Here is a 20,861-nt window from a genome sequence, read left to right as displayed (position 1 = left end):
GCAATCGTACTGGCGTCACTTCACCTGGGTCAGCTTCACATCTGCTACAAGCATCTCGATCAACGTCCGCAGGTATTTGAAACCCTGATCTTTTTTCTCCCAGCGATCAACGAAGAACAGGCCTTTGTCATTGACCTGGATCGGCGTGACAACGATCTCGCCAGTCCTGGATTTATGCACCACGCTGGCGCTGCGGGTGTCTGCGTTCTCGATCAGGAAGTGCCCGGGTTGGGTCAGTTTGCTGCGACTGACAGAAGGCGTCGCGACGGGCTTTTTCGTTCCGGGGACGGCCACCTCCATGAGAAAGTCGCTGGTCAAGGCCCGAACGTTGGCCTCGCGCTTGCCGCTGACAAACTCCCACGAGCCACGGTGGATATCCCTGGCCAGCTCAGGGGCAGTGTCGCGTACGTGCAGGCTGACGGCGGACAGGGTGTCGGCCAGACCTGGCACACCGAGATTGTAATTAGTGTGCGCACTGCCGATGAGCGCCAGCCATTTATGCGGCCCGTGAGCCAGTTGATCGGCTTCGATCACTTGGGTCGCGAAATAGCTGAACATCTCGTTTCGCGAAATATCCTCGTCATAGATGCCCTTGAGGTGGTAAGAGGCTGTGCAATCGAGGGCCCTGATGCGAATTTTGTATTTGGCCGCGGCCTGGAAGACCTCTGTGTACGTATCGTTCCCCTTGTAAGTGGGCATGTGTCCGCGATCCTGACGATGCAGATAGGCCTTCAGCCTGTCCGGCATGCGCTGAGTCCGCAGGAAAATATCGAGATCGGCCTGGTGCAGGTCGGTGAACAGGTGCTCCACATATAACGTGTCATACCCCGCTTCCTTGAGCGCTTTCATGTGCTTTTTCAGCAGTGCTTTGCTTGCTACATCGGCGTGGGCTTCGCCGATCAGCAGATTTAGATTTCCGTCGCGCAACTGCTGCAAAAAAGCTTCGAAAGTACAGTCGGAGGTGAGCACCGGCAGGATGGGTGCGTCGGGAGGGACGAATTCGGTAAAAGTGTCTCTGGCTGTTTTCTCCAGACGTTTGCGCTGGGCGAGGAACGCGTCGTAGGCCTTTCTTTCACGGGCTACGGTCGGGGCGTAGTTCGAGTCCAGGGACTTGGGCTGAGGCAACATGTCGGCGATGGCGTCGCGCAACGGCGCGGCAATATCGAATTCGCTGAAGTGATCAACAGGGGTGCTAGCGGCTGCGGGCCCGGACACTGGCCGGGGCGCCTTGTACGTGCTTGGCATTTGTACGAGGAAGTCACCTTGCGCTGTCGCGTCTCCGGTAATGGCACCGGGCGCATCCCTGCCTATGCGTGCGGGTTGATACAAGTCGACATCTTCGACACGCACGGCAACGGCGTCATGCAGGTCGGCCAGACCCGGGATCTTGTCGAAGGTGCATATGCGTGACTGTTCGGTGAGGACGATCCAGCGTTCCTGCGGCGCATCGCCGATATCGGCAGCCAGGGCCTTGTGCGAGTAGAAATTGCGGATGCTATTGCTTCGAGGCGTCAGTGGTGAGATCTCGGACAGCACCATGGCGTGCTCAAGTTGATAGCTGGTCGAGGCATCGAGAGCACTGATTTGAAAACCCTTTTCGCGAGCGGCACGGACGAGTGCAAGATACGAATACGTTGCGTCCTTACCATGCCCAAGCGCAGCATCAATGGCTTTCAGGTGGTGTTTGATGTGTTTCCAGCTCCCACCCGTGTTCATTTTTTCCAGCTTGGGATGAAAAATATCGGCGGCCAGATACTCCACATAAAGGCGCTTGAAGCCATTGGCAGCGAGCGCGTCCAGGTTATCGATCAGCAGTTGTTTACTGGCGATCGAACCGGGTTGGGCGCCGACGACCAGATTTTTCCCCTTGCACGCATCGCTGGTGATCAACTGTGCAAATGTGCTGTCGGCGGCGACATCCACCATCTGAGGGCGAGGGGGTAACGGGGCGAGGTCGGCGAAATGGCGAGTGGCGTCTGCGGTCAGTTTTTGTACCTGTTCGAGGAAAGCCTTACGGGTCGAAGCAAATTCTTCGACAACAGCGGCAATGATCGACTGAGGCGCGACCATGTAATCTGCACTGCGTTTGATGACTTCATCTCTGGATTGCGGATTCATCACCGTTTCTACACGATCGCGGTATTTCTGCGCCACGCCGTAATCCTTGTGCGGCCCCGGCGTTTCTGGAACAGCGTCATATTTTGGCGCGCCGCCGGCCACACCGCTGCGCACCATCATGCCGTCCGCGTTGCGCACGGTGAGGATGCCCGTCGACACCAGCTCCGGGCTACCGGGCACAGTGGTGTACAACAAATAACGGCCGAGCGCGTCGGGTTGGTGACTGGCCCAATAGAGCTTGCCCCTGAACATCACCGTACCCATGTCATCCCGCTGCGGTGTGGCTGCAACCCGGTCAATCAGCGTGACTGTCTGTTGCTGCTCTATGCTGGCGGCCCTGGCGGTCTGGCGCAGCGGTCGGTTGAGCGGTTTGAGTGAACGCAGGGCGGGACGCAGATCGGTCAGCACTGCGCCGGCGCTGTTGAACAGGTAACCAAGCAGATGCATGAACGCTTCGCCCTGTTCACCCTGGCGATACGCGTGCAGCGCCAGCATGGCGTCCTTGAACGCCAGCAACAGGCCAGTGCTCAGGCTCAACAAAGGAAAAGGCGCGGTCGCGATGGCGGTAACCCATTCGACACAGGTCCAGACCAGGCTGCTGATCATCTGTGCCCGGCTGGTGGTAGTGGCGTGGACATCATCGATCTTGCGTTGCAGCTTCATGTCATACAGGACATCACGCAGATCCTTGACCGGATCCACCGACGTCGTCGAGTCATACCGGGCTGGACCTGGCGTGGTTCGGTTGATCTCCTGTGGCAGGTCCTTTTTGGCCGTTTCCAGAAACGTACGGACCCGCTTCTGAGCCTGAACCCCGACCCTGACTGTCAGATATTCGATCAGCCCATCGGTCTGCTTGAGCAGGTAATTGAACAGCCGCGCTTCGCGAAAAGCGACACCGTCGGGGGCATCCGGGGTGTAGAGCAGCGCCGGCTGTTTGTCGTGGCTGAACAACCAGGTATCGATGACCCACTCACCGTCAATCATCAGCCGGTGGATCGGATAGCGAGTGCGCGTTGGCGGCGAATTGTCGTCCATGCTGGCGATGCTCCGCTCCAGCCATTGCCGATCGCTGGAGCTGATATGCCCCTGCAGTTGGCATTCCAGGGCAGCGCTTTTCATCTGCCGCTGAGTAATGGCCAGAAGGGTGCTGCGCCGGAGCACATAGCCTTCGCTGGCTGGACTTTGCAGTTCGGCTTTGACTTTGTCGGTATAGCGCTTGCCAATCCAGACCCCGGTGACCGAGCGCGCGACATTCTCCGCGGTGAGATTGCTGACATCGATACCCTTCGGACCTTTGAAGCGTGCCGATCGGGAAAATTTTGCATCGAGGAAACCGATCCCGTCGGCATAGCCGTCACGATACAGCTCGGTGTAGGTCAGCGGCTTGGGGGTCAGCGCCGGAATGATCGACATCGGTGAGTAGGCCCAGACGGTGTCCGGGTCTACATCATTGTCCGGGCGTTTGAGCAAGCGGTTCAGGCTGATCTTTGCCTGCTCGTGCACGAAAGCATCGAAGGCCGGAAAGCGGCTGCCGGATAACGGATGCGTGGCAAATGCGCGCAACGTGTTCTCGGCGCCTTCGGTCAGGGTCGTCAGCTGTCTGCGGTGGGCGGCGGTGGTCTGGCGATACCATAGCGGCGTGCTGAAGTCGTAGTCATCGATTCGCGTCGACAGCACGTGCTCAGCCATTGCGCGCAGGCAATCGAGATGGCTGCCACAGTGCTCGAAGGTGACCTTTTTGTATTCCATGGCTTCAGGCTTGAAGCTCAGCGCGGACAGTACCTTGCGCATACTCGGACGAAAGCGCATTGGCGCGCGATTGAGCAGGTAGCCAGCCATGCTCTCGGAGTCATCGAGGCTCTTCGCCCAGTCGAGCACGTGGGTCTGGCATTCGATTTCGCTGTCGAAAGCCTGGAACTGCCGGTCGCGTGGCGCTTGTGGAGTGCACAGCAATACGCGTTTCACGGCGCCAGTGGCGCTGGATTCGCGCAGTACCCACAGATCCTGCAATTGTGCGCCGTGCAAGGACAGTGTTGCGGCCTGCAAGTGGAGGTCACGGGCGTTGCGCAGTCGCTGGATCATTTGTACGTCGCTGTCGAGCAGATGCCCCTGCAACATGGCGCTGTAGGCCAGGGCGACGATCCTTTGGTCGAGCATATGCTCGATGGCTGGTCGGACGGTACGTCGGGCATGCATGTCGCGCTGCAGCTGAGCGAAGTCGACGCGAGGCTGCAAGTCGATTGCCTGCTCGACCAGCCAGGCGGGCGTCAGGTCGGCGAATTCCAGCGGCAGGGGCGCATGGTCATACGTGAGCGTGGTGTGCCTGAGGAATTCCGACCCCGGCAATTCATCGCCAGTGTGCGGGCCTCGCAGCGACAGGTCGAGCAGGCTGCGCTGATGAACATAGACGCCGAATCCAGGCACGCGCCGATCAGTGCTGATCTGCAGTTTATCGATGTCCAGATCGTCGATTTCCAGGTCATCGCTCAGACGCTGCAGCCATTGTTCGCGAGCGAGCGCCGTCAGGCTGACCAGCGGCCCCATCAGGTCGAGCAGTTTCTGTCGCGCCTGTTGATAGTTGCCGACATGCTCTGCCAGCTCGGCCTGCCGGGTGGCACTGGCGCTACGAAACCAGTCCGGTGCGCTGTTACGCAAATGCCGTTCGAACAGGGTCTGGGCACGCAATTCGAGGCGCGGGGTGAGCTCCGGTAGCGCAGCGGCGATGGCACGGTCGAGGGCGGCGCGCAATTGCGCCGGGTCCTGTTGTGGATTGTCGACGAAGCTCAACGCCCGTTCGATGTCTTGCGTGCGTTTATCGGCGAGGGTGTCACAGGCGCGCTCGAACAGCGGCTGACTGTCGATCAACGACAGTTGCAACGGCCAGATGCCGGCTGCGCTCAAGTCGTGATATCGCACGGGCAGCATTTGTCGGAATTCCTCGCGGCTGGCGGGGTGTTGCAGGTAGTGCAGCAGCCGGGCATCCAGATCTTCCAGCGAGTTGAAGGCTTCGATACCTCGCGCAGGGGTGAACAACAGCACGTCGCCGACGTTTTGTGTGGTGACCAGACCATCGAGCGTCGGGCTGCTTTTTTCAGTCACCACAAAGGCACCGGCGAGTTCGATGGTTTGCCCTTGGTAGCTGAACTGCACAGCGTAGGCTGCCGGTCGCAGGGCCGGGCCCAGGGTGAGTTTTTCCAGCAACGCGCCGGCGTCGGGGTGCAGCAGACGATCTTTTACAGCCTGCCGCGCCTCGTGCTCGAGCGCGGTGAATCCTGCATCGTAGGTCAGAAAAGACTTTGCGGATTTTCCGTCGATCTGGTCACGCAGATCCATGTCGAGCAGTGTCGTATCGAGGTTTTTTTTCAGGTCCGCCAGCAAGGATTTGCCGCTGCTGCTCTCTAGATCGCTGTCGGCCAAGGCCTGATACAGCGCACGGCTGCGCCGCACAAACTGTTCGCGATGGCTCTTGAGCAAGCCGTTGATGCGGTTCAGACAGGCTTGTTCGGCTGTGGCTTCTTGCTCGGGCAGCAGCGCGGTTTCGAGATTGAAAAAGTGATGCCCGATCTGATTGAGATCGCTTCTGATCTCATCGAACGTCGGGGCGGGGGATGTGCTCATGGGCACGCTCTCCATGCGTGTGGGATGAACACCGAGCATGCCGAGGGTGCGCGAGAGGAGGGTGGTAGATATGTATTGCTTTGCCGGCGGAAAAATAGCCCGCCGTGCGTGTTGCGCTTTGTCGCACGGCGGGCCACAGGCGGATGTTTTGAACCATGGAAGCGAGCCTGCTCGCGACGCGGCCCGCCAATCACCGCCGGTTCAAACCTGCGCGTTGATTTCCCGGCGACTGACCAACCCTTCGATCGCTGCACTCAGACTCGCCGCTTTCTCGCCAACCAGCAGATGCCAGACGCCACCGTCCAAATGGCTGACGCCCATACATCCCAGCGCTTTCAACTGCGCCTCTGACAACGCCTTGCCGTCGGCCAGTTGCAGGCGAATCCGGGTCATGGCGATGCAATCGAGTTGCAGCACATTGTCGCTGCCGCCCACGGCATTCAGCCATTGCTGCGCCTCGTTGCTGGTGAGCGCAACGGTCTTTGGCCGATCGACAATGTCAGCCGCTTCAATCGCAGCCACACGGCCCAACGCCGGCATCGCCAGGCGGATTTCATCAGCGATGCTATCGGCCAGCGGCCCGACCACCACCTGCAAACTGCCACCCTTGCCCGGGCGCACCACGGCCATTGCGCCCAGCGCTTTCAGCCCGTCATCCGAGGCCTTGTTGCGGTCGACCATTTCCAGGCGCAGTCGCGTTGTGCAGGCGCCGACCGTGAGCAGATTCTCTGCGCCGCCCAGTGCCTTGATGTACGCACTGGCGCGTTCGGTTTCCGAAAGCACGGCTTTTTCTGCCGTGGCCACGTCTTCGCGCCCCGGCGTCTTCAAGTTGAAGCGGCGGATACAGAAGTCGAACACCAGGTAATAGATGGCCGCGTAGGCCAGCCCGACCGGCACCACCAACCAGCCATTGGTCGACTTGCCCCAGCCGAGAATCATGTCGATGAAGCCACCGGAAAAGGTAAAGCCGAGATGAATGTTCAGGCCGTTGGTGATTGCCATCGACAACCCGGTCAGCAACGCATGCAGAAGGAACAGCAGCGGCGCGAGGAACATGAAAGCGAATTCGATCGGCTCGGTCACACCTGTCAGAAACGAGGTCAGGGCCATCGACAGGAAGATCCCGCCCATCACCTTGCGCCGCTCCGGCAGGGCGTTGCGGTACATCGCCAGACAGGCGGCGGGCAGGCCGAAGACCATCATCGGGAACATGCCGGTCATGAACTGGCCGCCCTTCGGATCGCCAGCAAAATAGCGCGACAGATCGCCGGTCACCAGGGCACCGGTGGTCGGGTCGGTGAAGTTGCCGAAAACGAACCACGCCATGTTGTTGAGGATGTGATGCAGGCCGGTGACGATCAGCAGGCGGTTGAACACGCCGAAGACAAAGGCGCCGAGGCTGCCGCTTTCCATCATCAGCGCGCCGAACGCGTTGATGCCCTGCTGGATCGGCGGCCAGATGTAGCCGAACAGCACGCCCAGCCCCACCGCCGCAAACCCGGTGACAATCGGCACAAAACGCCGGCCACCGAAGAACGCCAGGTACTCCGGCAGCTTGATGTCCTTGAAGCGGTTGTACAGCGCGCCGGCCAACAGACCGCTGACGATCCCGGCGAGCATGCCCATGTTGATGGTCGAGTCGAGCACCTTGAGCGTGGAGATCATCACCAGATAGCCGATCACCCCGGCGAGGCCGGCGGTGCCGTTGTTGTCCTTGGCAAAACCGACGGCGATGCCGATGGCGAAGATCATCGCCAGGTTGGCGAAGATCACCTGTCCGGCATCGTGAATGATGGCGATGTTCAACAGATCCGTATCACCCAGACGCAGCAGCAGGCCGGCGATCGGCAGGATCGCGATCGGCAGCATCAGCGCACGGCCGAGGCGTTGCAGGCCTTCGATGAAGAGTTGGTACATGGCGTTTGTCCTTGTTGTTTTTGTTAGCGCAGAGGCCAATGTTGATGACAGGCGTGACGCACGGCGGCGGCGCTGGAGAGCTTGAGCAGGTCGCGGCTCAGACGCTGACATTCGGCTTCGTGCAACTGGCGCACGCGGTCCTTGATTTCACCGATCTGCACCGGGCTCACCGACAGTTCGGTGACGCCGAGGCCGATCAACACTGGCGTCGCCAGCGGGTCGGAGGCGAGGGCGCCGCAGACACCGACCCAGCGCTTGTGCACCGCCGCGCCTTCGCAGGTCATGGCGATCAGACGCAGCAACGCCGGGTGCAGGGCATCGACCCGCGCGGCCAACCCGGCGTGATCGCGGTCCATGGCCAGGGTGTATTGCGACAGATCGTTGGTACCGATCGAGAGGAAGTCGGCGTGTTCGGCCAGTTGTTCGGCTTGCAGCGCGGCGGCGGGGACTTCGATCATCACGCCGATCTCCGGGCGCTCGGCAATGCGCAGTTCAAGCCGCAGTGCATCGACGCGCTGGCGGATGTGCAGCAGTTCGTCGACCTCAGTGACCATCGGCAACAGAATCCGGCAACGCGACAACGGCTTGATCTGCAACAGCGCGCGCAGTTGCTGATCGAGAATTTCCGGCCGCGCCTGGGCCAGCCGAATGCCGCGCAGACCGAGCACCGGGTTGGCTTCGGGCGGCAGTGGCAGGTAGTCGAGTTGTTTGTCGCCGCCGACGTCGATGGTGCGGATGATCACCGGCTTGTCGCCCATGGCATCGATCACCGCTTGATAGGCGCTGCGCTGTTCTTCGACGTCCGGTGCAGTCTGGCGATCGACGAAGAGAAACTCGGTGCGCAACAGGCCGACACCATCGGCACCGTTGGCAAATGCGTCTGCCGCTTCGTTGCTTGAGGCGACATTGGCGACCACTTCGATGTGCACGCCATTGCGCGTTTCAGCGGGCAAATGGGCTTTGGCCTGTTGGCTGTCGCGACGCTGCTGACGCTTGATCTGCGCCTGTTGCACTTCAGCCAGGCGCTCGGCGTTTGGCGTCAATTCGAGACGGCCGCCGTCAGCGTCGAGCACAACGGCCTGATCTTGCGGCTGCTCAAGCAACTGCGCGCCCAAAGCGACGATGCAAGGCAGACCTTTGCCGCGCGCCAGAATCGCTACGTGCGAGGTCGCGCCGCCTTCGGCCATGCACAACCCGGCGACGCCTTGCGCGCTGAGTTGCAGCAGATCCGATGGCGTCAGTTCATGGGCGGCAACAACGGCGCCGGCCGGCACCTGGTATCCCCAGGCCTCGCCAAGCAGAGCGCGCAGGACGCGTTGCTTGAGGTCGCGCAAATCGTTGGCGCGTTCGGCCAGCAGCGGACTGCCGGTGCCTTGCAGCATGTCGCACTGGGTGTCGATCGACTGACTCCAGGCATGGGTCGCTGCGGTGCCTTGTTCGATAAATTGCTGGGCGGAGTCGAGCAGGGCCGGGTCTTCGAGCAGCGCCATGTGTGCGGCGAAGATCGCTTCTTCGTCGGTGTTCTGGTGCTTTTTCGCCTGAGCGAGGGTGGCGGCGATTTCGCTGCGCACCGCGTTCAACGCCGTTTCAAGAGTCTGCTGCTGTTGCAGCGGATCGTGATGGCCCGCATCCGCCGGCAGAGTGATCGCGTTCAAGCGAAACAACGGCCCGGCGACCAGCCCTGGCGCCGCGCAAACACCGTGCAACACGCCAGCCTCGGCCGGGCGTTTCAGCGCCGCAGTGCTGACCGGCGCTTGCGCGTGATGATCGTCCGGCAGCGCCGTGGCCAATGCGCTGAGCAGCGCTTGCAATGCGGCATCGGCGTCCGGCCCCTGACAACTGACCTGCACTTCATCCTGCTCACCAATGGCCAGCCCCATCAAACCGATCAGGCTGTTGCACGGCGCCGATTTGCCGTTGAAGTGCAGCTGTGAATGGCTGCTGAAACCCTGCGCGGTTTGGCGGATCAGCGCAGCGGGGCGCGCATGCAAGCCGCCGCGATGAGCGACGCGCGCCTGACCACGAGCCTCGGGCCCACCGGTTATGTCGGTATTCGCCGCCACCACATTGCGCGCGATGATGTGCAGCAACGGCTCGCCGACTTTCACCGCTTTGAGGGTGATCGGCCGCACCTGAAAATCCGCGCTGTTGGTCAGTATCAGCAGGCTGACCAGGCTTTTGCAGTGCTGGCCGACCTTGTCCAGGTCATAACGCAGCAGCGGCTGACCGAGGCTGACGCGATCGCCTTCCTTGACCAGCATGGCGAAACCTTCGCCATTCAACTCAACGGTGTCGAGGCCCAGGTGCAAGAGGATTTCCGCGCCGTTGTCGGCGCGCACGGTCACCGCGTGGCTGCTGCGCGCGACGTGGATGACCACGCCGGCGCAGGGCGAATACAGCGTGTCATTGAGCGGGTCGATGGCAATGCCGTCGCCCATCGCGCCACTGGCGAACACCGCGTCCGGGATGTTGGCGAGCGTCAGCACGGGACCGCTGAGCGGGGCGCTGAGGGTCAGCTCTTTATTGTTGTCGGGCATGGCTGGGTCTCATCAGGTGTGCAGTCAGTCGGACTTAATGCGTGCGGGTCACTTTGCTCAGATGGCGCGGCTGATCCGGGTCCATGCCTCGCGCCACGGCCAGGCCCGCGGCCATCACGTAGAAACTCTGGATCGCCAGAATCGGATCGAGGGCCGGGTGTTCGGCGCGGGTCAGGGTCAGGTCGCGTTCGCTGATGTCATCCGGGGCGGCGAGCAAAACCCGGGCGCCGCGCTGGCGCATTTCCGCCGCCAGACTCAGCAGGCCGGCCTGCTCGGCGCCGCGTGGGGCGAAAACCAGCAGCGGATAGTGTTCGTCGATCAGTGCCATCGGCCCATGACGGACTTCGGCACTGCTGAACGCTTCGGCCTGAATCGCCGAGGTTTCCTTGAATTTCAGCGCCGCTTCCTGGGCAATGGCGAAACCGGCGCCACGGCCGATCACCATCAGGCGCTCGCAATCGCGCAGGGCTTCGATGGCCACGCTCCAGTCCTGTTTCGCCGCTTCGCGCAGGCCTTCTGGCAGCGCATCGTGGGCTTGCAGCAATTCGCTGTCCTCTTTCCAGTGCGCGATCAAACGCGCGCTGGCGCTGAGGGTGGCGATAAAACTCTTGGTCGCGGCGACGCTGCTTTCCGTGCCGGCGAGCAGCGGCAGGCTGAATTCACAAGCCGCTTCCAGTGGCGAATCGGCAGCGTTAACCATTGACACGCTCAGCGCGCCACGCTTGCGCAACAGGCGCAGGCTGTTGACCAGATCCGGGCTCTGTCCCGACTGTGAAAACGCAAAGGCAACCTGACCGCTGACTTTCAGTGGCGCCTGCTGCATGGTCACCACCGACATCGGCAATGAGGCCACCGGCACGCCCAGTTGCTGCATGGTCAGGTAGGCGAAGTAACTCGCCGCGTGGTCGGAGCTGCCACGGGCGACGGTCATCGCCACTTGCGGTGGCTGCCGGCGCAGGCGCCCGGCGATCTCGATCATCGGCGCGTCGAGTTGTTGCAGTTGGGCTTGCACGGCCTCGAACGAGGACAGCGCCTCTTCAAGCATTTTTGAAGTCAATGTCTTCTCCTTCGACCATGACGGCGGTCAGTGTGAGTGAGCGATCGAGCCGCACGCAGTCGGCCCAGGCGCCGGGGGCAAGGCGCCCGCGTTCGGTAATGCCGAGGTAGTCGGCGGGAAATTGCGACAGACGCTGCGAGGCTTCGGCGATCGGCAAACCGATCTTCACCAGATTGCGCAGGGCCTGATCCATGGTCAGGGTGCTGCCGGCCAGCGTGCCGTCGGGCAGACGCACGCCCCCCAGACATTTGGTCACGGTGTGGCTGCCGAGCTTGTATTCACCGTCGGGCATGCCGGCGGCGGCGGTCGAATCGGTGACGCAGTACAAGCACGGGATCGAACGCAGGGCCACGCGAATCGCGCCGGGATGCACGTGCAGCAGATCGGGAATCAGCTCGGCGTATTTGGCGTGGGCCAGCGCCGCGCCGACGATGCCTGGCTCGCGGTGATGCAGTGGGCTCATGGCGTTATAGAGATGAGTGAAACTGCTGGCGCCGGCAGCCAGCGCCGCGACGCCTTCCTCGTAACTGCCGAGGGTGTGGCCGATCTGCATGCGGATGCCACGGCTGCTCAGTTCGCGAATCAATGCATCGTGACCGGCGATTTCCGGGGCGATGGTGATGACGCGGATCGGCGCCAGCGCCAGATATTCTTCAACTTCGGCCATCAATGCGGTGTGGGCGAAGTTCGGTTGAGCGCCGAGTTTTCCCGGGTTGATGTACGGGCCTTCAAGGTGCACGCCGAGGACTCGCGCGGCGCCTTTCGGACGCTGTTCACAGAATTGTCCTACCTCTTTCAGGACATTTGAGATCTCCGCGCTCGGCGCAGTCATGGTGGTGGCCAACAGCGAGGTGGTGCCGAAACGCACGTGGGTTCTGCTGATGGTTTCGAAGGCTTCGGCGCCTTCCATAATGTCTTTGCCACCGCCGCCGTGCACATGCAGGTCAATGAAACCCGGCAGCAGATAGGGTAGATCGTTAGCCGCCGGATCGCAGGGCACGCCCTCGATCGACACGACCTTGCCGTGTTCGTGAATCAGCCGGCCGCGAACCCAGCCGCTGGCGGTGAGGATGTTGTCTTCGGACATTTTCGTTCTCGCTTGGGGCCGCTCTCAGCGGCGCAGCTCTGCCACAAAGTCGTAGTAGTCGTTGCGGCAATAGGTGTCGGTGACTTCGATCGGCGTGTTGTCTTCCAGATAGCCGACCCGGGTCATCAGCAGCATGGCGGTGCCGGGGGCGATGCCGACCAGTGCGGCGAATTCATCCGAGGCGTTGATTGCCTGGATGTGCTGCAGGGCGCGGACGATCGGTTTGCCGATGCCGTCGAGGTATTCGTAAAGCGAATCGCCCACCGCTTGCGGCCTGGGCATGATCGACGCGGGCAGGGTGCTCATCTCGATCGCCATAACCGTGTCATCGGCTTTGCGCAGGCGCTTCATGCGCGCCACCTTGTCGTTGGGCGACAGGCCGAGGCGGATCAGTTCTTCGTGAGTCGGCAGGGTGATTTCACGCTCCAGCCATTTCGAGCTCGGCACAAAACCTTTCAGGCGCAGCATTTCGCTGAAACCGGAAAGACGCGACAGCGGTTGTTCCAGGCGGGGGGTGATGAACGTGCCCGAGCCTTGCAGGCGGCGGATCAGGCCTTGCTCCAGCAGGACTTCCAGCGCCTTGCGTGCGGTGACCCGGGAGATGCCGAGCTGGTCGCTGAGGTTGCGCTCGGACGGCATCGCCTGTTCGGCCTTCCACTGCCCGGCATGAATCGCCGCTTCCAGATTGCGCGCCAGTTGCAAGTACAGCGGCGTCGGCTGGGAATCGTCGGGACGTAGGGTCTGGAGGTCGTTCATGTAGGTCGTTTCCGTCGCGAGTATTGGATTGTTGTGGCTCGCTTGTGCGACGGAAATTAATACCACTTGAATACCATGTCAACGCATGCAAACGGCCTGTAACCCGCGAATATCGGGGGGCTAGGGGGCGGTGGTCTTAAGTGGTATTAGCGATGGTCGTTGAAAAGCAAAAGATCGCAGCCTGCGGCAGCTCCTACAGTGAGAAGTGGTATCACCCCGTAGGAGCTGCCGCAGGCTGCGATCTTTTGATTTATTTTTTTGCGGGTGACCAGTGGTCAGGGATTAAGGACGAATCTCGATCATCGTGCCGTCCGGTACCAGGTTCCACACTTCACGCATGTCGACGTTGCGCATGGCGATGCAGCCATCGGTCCAGTCGAGGGTGTGGAACAACTGCTCCGGGTTGTCTGCCGAGTCCGGGGTGCCGTGGATCATGATCATACCGCCCGGCTCGACACCTTCACGGCGAGCGCGGGCGGCATCACTGATGTTCGGGTAGGAGATGTGCATCGACAGATTGAATTTGTCGCTGGTCTTGCGCCAGTCGATCCAATAGAAACCTTCGGGTGTGCGTTTGTCGCCCTCGATCAGTTTCGGGCCTTTCTTCGCGCCCTTGCCCAAAGAAATGCGATAGGTCTTCAGCGGCTTGCCGTCGGCAATCAACTGCAGTTGGTGAGCCGATTTGAGTACCAGGACTTTTTCGATCAGTGGAGTATTGGACGGCGTCACGGTGGTCACGAATGACGCTTGCGAAACGCTGACGAACGACAGGCACAACAGGGCAAGCAACCAGCGCATTGAAACAATTCCCCAAGAATGACGCAGACACAGAGTGATAGATGCAGGTGTGGTTATCGGCAGGGTGCCGTGAAGCTCAAGTGATCGCCGGCTGCACCAATGGCGGAATCGACTCCGAACGCACCGGGTAAACCTCGCTGCGCCGGTCGGCGAAGAAGCATTCCAGCGTGCGCCCGACCGTGCGGAACGCCAGCTCGTCCCAGGGAATGTCGGCCTCTTCGAACAGCTGCACCTCAAGGCTTTCCGGCCCGGCCGCGTACTGCAGATCGGCCAGTTCGGCGCGGAAGAACACATGCACCTGGCTGATGTGCGGCACGTCGATCAACGTGTAGATGCTCAGGTTGCGCACCCGCGCGCAGGCTTCTTCGGCAGTTTCGCGGATGGCGGCCTGCTCGATGGTCTCGCCGTTTTCCATGAAACCGGCGGGCAGCGTCCAGTAACCGAGGCGCGGCTCGATGGCGCGGCGGCAGAGCAGCACTTTCGTCCCCCAGGTCGGCACGCAACCGGCGACGATATTGGGATTTTGATAGTGAATGGTCTGACAGCGGTCGCAGACAAATCGCAGCCGCGAGTCGCCTTCGGGAATGCGCTGGGTGACCGGGTTACCGCAGTGGCTGCAAAAATTCATGCTCGGGTTCCTGAATGCTGCGCCTATCTTGGCGTGCAGCGGGGCCGGTCGGCAAGTTGTCGTTTCGCGACACGACGGGTTTCGGGGGCTTGGGCGCTCGCTTTGATTGGTGCATGATGCGGAGCAAGGCACCGATCGAGAACACTCATGCTGGACGAGCTACTGCATAGGGTAAGCAACCACACACCGCGCACGCTGGAGACCGACGCACGTTTCCCCGAAGCCGCCGTGCTGGTGCCGATCACCCGCAGTGACGAACCGGAACTGGTCCTGACCCTGCGCGCCAGCGGGCTTTCGACCCATGGCGGCGAAGTTGCCTTCCCCGGAGGGCGCCGCGACCCGGAAGATCCGGACCTCATATTCACCGCGCTGCGCGAAGCCGAGGAAGAGATCGGCCTGCCACCGGGCCTGGTCGAAGTCATCGGCCCGCTGAGTCCGCTGATCTCCCTGCACGGCATCAAGGTAACGCCGTATGTCGGAGTGATTCCCGATTTTGTCGAATACCAGCCCAATGATGCCGAAATCGCCGCCGTCTTCAGCGTGCCGCTGGAATTCTTCCGCAAGGACCCGCGCGAGCATACCCACCGCATTGACTATCAGGGCCGCAGTTGGTACGTGCCGAGCTATCGCTTCGGCGAGTACAAGATCTGGGGCCTGACGGCGATCATGATCGTCGAGTTGATCAACCTGCTCTATGACGCCAAAATCAGCCTGCACCGACCGCCGAAAAGCTTTATCGATACCTGAGCCGTCGTTCGAACGGCCGTGAGCCCCGAGGAAAACAAGATGAAATACCGCCTGGGCGACGCCCGTGTCGAAACCCATCCACAGAGTTGGGTCGCGCCCAATGCCGTGCTGGTGGGCAAGGTTCGCCTGGAAGAGGGCGCCAATGTCTGGTTCAACGCCGTATTGCGCGGCGACAACGAACTGATCCTCATCGGTAAGAACAGCAATGTGCAGGACGGCACGGTAATGCACACCGACATGGGCTATCCACTGACCATCGGTACCGGCGTGACCATCGGCCACAACGCGATGCTCCACGGCTGCACGGTCGGCGATTACAGCCTGATCGGCATCAACGCGGTGATTCTCAACGGCGCGAAGATCGGCAAGAACTGCATCATCGGCGCCAATTCGCTGATCGGCGAAGGCAAGGAAATTCCCGACGGTTCGCTGGTGATGGGCTCGCCGGGCAAAGTCGTGCGTGAACTGACCGAGGCGCAGAAAAAGATGCTCGAAGCCAGCGCCGCGCACTATGTGCATAACTCGCAGCGTTACGCCCGCGATCTGGTCGAGCAGGAAGAATGACGACTGTTGAACGACCCGTCGCCTCGCCGTGCGTGAATATTTGCGCGCTGGATGAGGATGATGTCTGCACCGGGTGCCAGCGCACAGTCGCCGAGATCACCCGCTGGGGCCGCATGAACAATGACGAGCGCCGGGTGGTGCTGGGGTTGTGTCATGAACGGGCGAAGGCGAGTGGATTGGTCTGGATGATTCCCGCGAAGTCAGGCGTCTGAACCACCGCTTTCGCGAGCAGGCTCGCTCCCACCTTGAAAATGCGTTCCACTGTTGGAGCGAGCCTGCTCGCGAAGACGTCGGTCCTGTCACCGCACCTATTGGCGCAATACCAGCGCTCAAGTAACCTGTGCGCCACATTTACAGGCCGCCCCCATGATCTTCCTCATCGCCTACATCAGCAGCGTCGTGCTGATCAACTTCGCCTTTTCCACCGCACCGCACCTGGACATCATCTGGTCCGCATGGGGCGGCCTGGTGTTCGTGCTGCGCGACATGGTGCAAACGCGCTTCGGTCATGGCGCGATCGTGGCGATGCTGGCGGCACTGGTGCTTTCCTACATCACCTCTGACCCTTCCATCGCACTGGCCAGTGCCACGGCGTTCGCAGTCTCCGAATGTATCGACTGGCTGGTATTCAGCATCACCAAGCGGCCGTTGCGCGACCGTCTGTGGATCAGTTCGGCGCTGAGCATTCCGCTGGATACCTTCATTTTTTTCGGCATGATTGACGCCTTGACGCCGCCGGTGATTATCACCGCGCTGGCCTCCAAGTTCGCTGGTGTCACCGCCGTCTGGCTGATCATGGCCTGGCGTGATCGCAAACAGGCTGTCGCCAGCTGAAGCCAAACCCTCGGGTTCATGTAAAATGCCGCGCTTTCTCCCCATGGAAAGCGCACTTGCGTGGCTTTCCTCGATGATCCGCTTCCTTTGAGGACCTGAGATGACCCGTATCGGAACTCCATTGTCGCCAACCGCGACCCGCGTATTGCTGTGTGGCTGTGGTGAGTTGGGCAAGGAAGTGGTAATCGAACTGCAGCGCCTGGGCGTTGAAGTGATTGCCGTCGACCGCTACGCCAACGCGCCGGCCATGCAAGTCGCCCATCGCAGCCACGTGATCAACATGCTCGACGGCGCTGCTCTGCGTGCAGTGATCGAAGCCGAGAAGCCGCACTTCATCGTGCCGGAAATCGAAGCCATCGCTACCGCCACGCTGGTCGAGCTGGAAGCCGAAGGCTTCACCGTGATCCCTACCGCGCGTGCGGCGCAGCTGACCATGAACCGCGAAGGCATCCGTCGTCTGGCTGCCGAAGAGCTGGACTTGCCGACCTCGCCGTACCACTTCGCCGACACCTTCGAGGACTACAGCAAAGCCGTTCAGGACCTGGGTTTCCCTTGCGTGGTCAAGCCGGTGATGAGTTCGTCGGGCAAGGGCCAGAGCCTGCTGCGCAGCGCCGACGACGTGCAGAAAGCCTGGGATTACGCGCAAGAGGGCGGTCGCGCCGGTAAAGGTCGGGTGATCATCGAAGGCTTCATCGACTTTGACTACGAAATCACCCTGCTGACCGTGCGCCACATTGGCGGCACCACGTTCTGCGCACCGGTCGGCCACCGTCAGGAGAAAGGCGACTATCAGGAATCCTGGCAGCCGCAGGCCATGAGCCCGATTGCCCTGGCTGAATCCGAGCGCGTTGCCAAAGCAGTCACTGAAGCGCTGGGTGGCCGTGGTCTGTTCGGCGTCGAGCTGTTCATCAAGGGCGATCAGGTGTGGTTCAGCGAAGTCTCGCCACGGCCGCATGACACCGGCCTGGTGACGCTGATTTCCCAGGACCTGTCGCAGTTTGCCCTGCATGCCCGCGCCATTCTCGGCCTGCCGGTGCCGCTGATCCGTCAGTTCGGCCCATCGGCGTCGGCGGTGATTCTGGTGGAAGGGCAGTCGACCCAGACTGCATTCGCCAATCTGGGCGCTGCGTTGAGCGAGCCGGACACGGCGCTGCGCTTGTTCGGCAAGCCAGAAGTGAATGGCCAGCGCCGCATGGGCGTGGCGCTGGCGCGGGATGAATCGATCGAGGCCGCGCGTGCCAAGGCGACCCGTGCGTCTCAGGCTGTCGTAGTCGAGCTCTAACCGCGTCGCGGCATTCGCGAGCAAGCTCACTCCCACAGAGATCTCTGTTGATCACAAATTTTGTGTACGACAAAAGACCTGTGGGAGCGGGCTTGCCCGCGATAGCGATCGGTCAGGCAACCTGATTCAGATCGTTGTTGCGCGTCTCCTTCAAACAGAGCACCGCAATCAGACTCAACACCGCCGCCGCCGACACATACCCGCCGACATAGCTCAACCCACCCATCGCCACCAGTTTCTGCGCAAAGAACGGCGCCGCCGAGGCTCCGACGATCCCGCCGAGGTTGTACGCCGCCGAAGCGCCGGTGTAACGCACATGCGTCGGAAACAGCTCAGGCAACAGCGCGCCCATCGGTGCGAATGTCACGCCCATCAAAAACAGCTCGATGCACAGAAACAGCGCCACGCCCCAGGTCGAACCCTGCGTCAGCAATGGTTCCATGAGAAATCCGGACAGAATTGCCAGCACGCCACCGATGATCAGCACCGGTTTGCGCCCGTAACGGTCGCTGGCCCAAGCGGATAATGGCGTCGCTGCGGCCATGAACAACACGGCAAAGCAAAGCAGGCCGAGGAACGTTTCGCGGCTGTAACCCAGCGTGGATACGCCATAGCTCAGGGAAAACACCGTCGAGATATAGAACAGCGCATAGCAGACCACCATCGCCGCCGCACCGAGCAGGGTCGGCGCCCAGTATTGGCTGAACAACTCGACCAGCGGCACTTTGACCCGCTCCTGACGGGCGATCGCATTGGCGAACACTGGCGTTTCATGCAATTTGAGGCGCACATACAGGCCGACCATCACCAGCGCCGCGCTGAGCAGAAACGGAATGCGCCAGCCCCAGCTGCGGAACTGTTCGTCATCCAGGGTCATGGCGAGGGTCAGGAACAGCCCGTTGGCGGCAAGAAAACCAATCGATGGCCCGAGCTGCGGGAACATGCCGAACCACGCGCGTTTGCCCTTCGGCGCGTTTTCCGTGGCCAGCAGCGCGGCGCCGCCCCATTCGCCGCCGAGGCCCAGGCCCTGACCGAAACGCAGTACACACAGCAGAATCGGCGCCCAGGCACCAATGCTGTCGTAGCCAGGTAATACGCCAATCAAGGTGGTGCACACGCCCATCAACAGCAGCGAGGCGACCAGCGTCGACTTTCGACCGATGCGGTCGCCGAAGTGGCCAAACAGCGCCGAGCCCAGTGGTCGGGCGAGGAAGGCAATGCCGAAAGTGAGAAACGCCGAAAGCATCTGCGCCGTGCCGGAGGTCTGCGGAAAGAACACCGGCCCGATCACCAGCGCCGCAGCAGTGGCGTAAACGTAGAAGTCGTAGAACTCGATCGCGGTCCCGATGAAGCTGGCCGTGGCCACGCGCGTGGCGGAATTGGTCGGCGGAGCAGGCGCGGTTTCGCTGTAAGCGGTATGGGTCGTCATGCGGTGATCCCTGACAGTCATGAGCTCCAGTGGAGCGAATTATTATGGTCGAACACCCAGGGATGTGGGGTAGGGCGCGAGCGCTGTTTCGAGTAGGAACAGTCGTCGGTTTTTGGCGGAAACGGTCGGGATCCAGGTAGTGCCGGGTAAGCACGGGGAGCGACGGCGCTTGGGTAAGCGCCTCGATTATAGGAAGGGGGCTAACGATCAAACAAGCGCAAACAATGCAGCTTTATCGAGCAGGCACCAGAGCAGGCACCGATGAGGTCAGCCAGATCAACACCTTGCTCACCCGGTTTTCCTCGGTTTCGAGAATTTCCAGTCGATAACGCCCGATCTTCAGGCACACCGCGCTTTCCGGAATGGTTTCCAGCGCCTCGGTGACCAGGCCATTGAGGGTCTTCGGCCCATCGCTCGGCAGATGCCAGCCCAGGCACTTGTTCAGGTCGCGGATCGACGCGGCGCCATCAATGACCATACGCCCGTCGGCCTGGGGATGGATGTGCGGGTTGTCGAGGCTGTGCTCGCTTTCGAATTCGCCGACGATCTCTTCGAGAATGTCTTCAAGGGTGACGATGCCCAGCACTTCACCGTACTCGTCCACTACCATGCCGAGGCGGCGTTGCTGCTTGTGGAAGTTCAGCAGCTGCAGTTGCAGCGGCGTGCTTTCCGGGACGAAGTAGGGCTCGTAGCTGGCGGCCAGCAGTGCCTCGCGGGTTAATCCACCGTTGCTGAGCAAATGACCGATCTGACGGGTGTTGAGCACCGCTTCGACCTGATTGATGTCGCTGTGAAACACCGGCAGACGCGTGCGCTTGTTCTCGCGCAGTTGCTCGATGATCTCTTCGATCGAATCGTCGAGGTTGATGCCATCGACGTCACTGCGCGGCACCAGAATGTCGTTGACCGTGATGTTGTCCAGCGCATGAATGCCCGATACCGGGTGGCTGCGCACCGGATGTTCGTGATCATCATCGTGATCGGCCGGCAACTCGTCCTCGCTCTGTTGCACCACCTGCGCCTTGCGCGTAAACGGGGTCATCAACAGAGCGCTGACCCGGCTGAACAGCCATGCGAACGGATAGACGATTTTCATCGGCACGGCCAGCAGGGCATTGCCCAACGCCAGCACGGCGTCGGGATAGCGCCGGGCCACGGTGCGCGGGAAATAATCGGCGAACACCAACAGGATGCCACCGGCGCCCAGGCAGGCCGCCCACGGGCCGTTTTCTTCGCAGAGGAAAATCGCCAGCAGCGTCGCGATGATCACTGCGAGGGCGCGGCACAGGGTGTTGCAGAGGATCAGGCTGTCGAGCGGGAAGCTCAGCTTCGCCAGCGGTTTATCGCTGGCGCGCGAGGCGATACGTTGCGCGAGCAGGTGTTGCTGCGCGATTTCGACGGCGGTAAACAGCCCTGACCATAAAATCAGCAGGACAAATACCGCGAGCATCGGCCCTATGGGCAAACCGTCCATTTATGCCGCCCG

The 20,861-nt window shown here is 61.3% G+C and carries 15 protein-coding genes; 5 read left to right on the top strand and 10 right to left on the bottom strand.

The window, feature by feature from the left end; all coding sequences use genetic code 11:
• Positions 1-15: 15 nt before the first annotated feature.
• The 8 genes from ACMYUN_RS09620 to ACMYUN_RS09585 form a co-directional block, all read right to left on the bottom strand.
• A complete protein-coding gene (locus ACMYUN_RS09620) occupies positions 16-5,739 on the bottom strand; it encodes a membrane-targeted effector domain-containing toxin (protein ID WP_415763566.1) in 5,724 nt (1,907 codons plus the stop codon).
• Between the two features lie 201 nt (positions 5,740-5,940).
• Complete coding sequence (gene nagE, locus ACMYUN_RS09615) at positions 5,941-7,656, bottom strand: N-acetylglucosamine-specific PTS transporter subunit IIBC (protein ID WP_415763565.1); 1,716 nt, start codon at positions 7,654-7,656, stop codon at positions 5,941-5,943.
• Between the two features lie 23 nt (positions 7,657-7,679).
• Positions 7,680-10,193, bottom strand: a complete 2,514-nt coding sequence (gene ptsP, locus ACMYUN_RS09610; protein WP_415763564.1) for a phosphoenolpyruvate--protein phosphotransferase — start codon at positions 10,191-10,193, stop codon at positions 7,680-7,682.
• A 34-nt stretch (positions 10,194-10,227) separates the two neighbouring features.
• Positions 10,228-11,250 carry an SIS domain-containing protein gene (locus ACMYUN_RS09605; protein ID WP_415763563.1) on the bottom strand — a complete coding sequence of 341 codons (1,023 nt, stop codon included), beginning with the start codon at positions 11,248-11,250 and terminating at the stop codon, positions 10,228-10,230.
• Positions 11,231-12,337, bottom strand: coding sequence for an N-acetylglucosamine-6-phosphate deacetylase (gene nagA / locus ACMYUN_RS09600; RefSeq protein ID WP_122880355.1), 1,107 nt, complete (start codon positions 12,335-12,337; stop codon positions 11,231-11,233). The genes ACMYUN_RS09605 and nagA overlap by 20 nt, the downstream gene beginning before the upstream one ends.
• A gap of 24 nt (positions 12,338-12,361) precedes the next feature.
• Positions 12,362-13,093 (bottom strand): GntR family transcriptional regulator, encoded by a 732-nt coding sequence (locus tag ACMYUN_RS09595; protein ID WP_016771550.1) that lies wholly within the window; start codon positions 13,091-13,093, stop codon positions 12,362-12,364.
• A gap of 282 nt (positions 13,094-13,375) precedes the next feature.
• Positions 13,376-13,891, bottom strand: a complete 516-nt coding sequence (locus ACMYUN_RS09590) for a L,D-transpeptidase family protein (RefSeq protein WP_024011712.1) — start codon at positions 13,889-13,891, stop codon at positions 13,376-13,378.
• Positions 13,892-13,967: 76 nt separating this feature from the next.
• Positions 13,968-14,519: an NUDIX hydrolase gene (locus ACMYUN_RS09585; protein WP_039759148.1), complete on the bottom strand. Its 552-nt coding sequence runs from the start codon at positions 14,517-14,519 to the stop codon at positions 13,968-13,970.
• Positions 14,520-14,666: 147 nt separating this feature from the next.
• Here ACMYUN_RS09585 and ACMYUN_RS09580 point away from each other — a divergent pair, with 147 nt between their 5' ends.
• The 5 genes from ACMYUN_RS09580 (at position 14,667) to purT (ending at position 17,946) form a co-directional block, all read left to right on the top strand.
• Positions 14,667-15,266 carry a CoA pyrophosphatase gene (locus ACMYUN_RS09580; protein WP_016771547.1) on the top strand — a complete coding sequence of 200 codons (600 nt, stop codon included), beginning with the start codon at positions 14,667-14,669 and terminating at the stop codon, positions 15,264-15,266.
• A gap of 39 nt (positions 15,267-15,305) precedes the next feature.
• Positions 15,306-15,830 carry a gamma carbonic anhydrase family protein gene (locus tag ACMYUN_RS09575; protein ID WP_115986558.1) on the top strand — a complete coding sequence of 175 codons (525 nt, stop codon included), beginning with the start codon at positions 15,306-15,308 and terminating at the stop codon, positions 15,828-15,830.
• Positions 15,827-16,042, top strand: a complete 216-nt coding sequence (locus tag ACMYUN_RS09570; RefSeq protein WP_039759143.1) for a DUF1289 domain-containing protein — start codon at positions 15,827-15,829, stop codon at positions 16,040-16,042. The genes ACMYUN_RS09575 and ACMYUN_RS09570 overlap by 4 nt, the downstream gene beginning before the upstream one ends.
• A 154-nt stretch (positions 16,043-16,196) precedes the next feature.
• Positions 16,197-16,664, top strand: coding sequence for a VUT family protein (locus tag ACMYUN_RS09565; protein ID WP_016771544.1), 468 nt, complete (start codon positions 16,197-16,199; stop codon positions 16,662-16,664).
• A 100-nt stretch (positions 16,665-16,764) separates the two neighbouring features.
• Positions 16,765-17,946 (top strand): formate-dependent phosphoribosylglycinamide formyltransferase, encoded by a 1,182-nt coding sequence (purT, locus tag ACMYUN_RS09560; RefSeq protein ID WP_024011715.1) that lies wholly within the window; start codon positions 16,765-16,767, stop codon positions 17,944-17,946.
• 112 nt (positions 17,947-18,058) lie between these two features.
• On the opposite strand, the gene ACMYUN_RS09555 is transcribed toward purT, so the two are convergent.
• Together ACMYUN_RS09555 and ACMYUN_RS09550 are read right to left on the bottom strand one after the other, a co-directional pair.
• A complete protein-coding gene (locus tag ACMYUN_RS09555) occupies positions 18,059-19,375 on the bottom strand; it encodes an MFS transporter (protein WP_310406655.1) in 1,317 nt (438 codons plus the stop codon).
• Positions 19,376-19,607: 232 nt separating this feature from the next.
• Positions 19,608-20,849, bottom strand: coding sequence for a CNNM domain-containing protein (locus ACMYUN_RS09550; protein WP_415763562.1), 1,242 nt, complete (start codon positions 20,847-20,849; stop codon positions 19,608-19,610).
• Positions 20,850-20,861 lie beyond the last annotated feature (12 nt).

The sequence above is a fragment of the Pseudomonas sp. CP4 genome, from assembly GCF_047758505.1.
GTDB lineage: Bacteria > Pseudomonadota > Gammaproteobacteria > Pseudomonadales > Pseudomonadaceae > Aquipseudomonas > Aquipseudomonas fluorescens_AO.
Note: the sequence above shows the minus strand (reverse complement) of the source record. Positions and strands in the feature narration are given on the sequence as shown.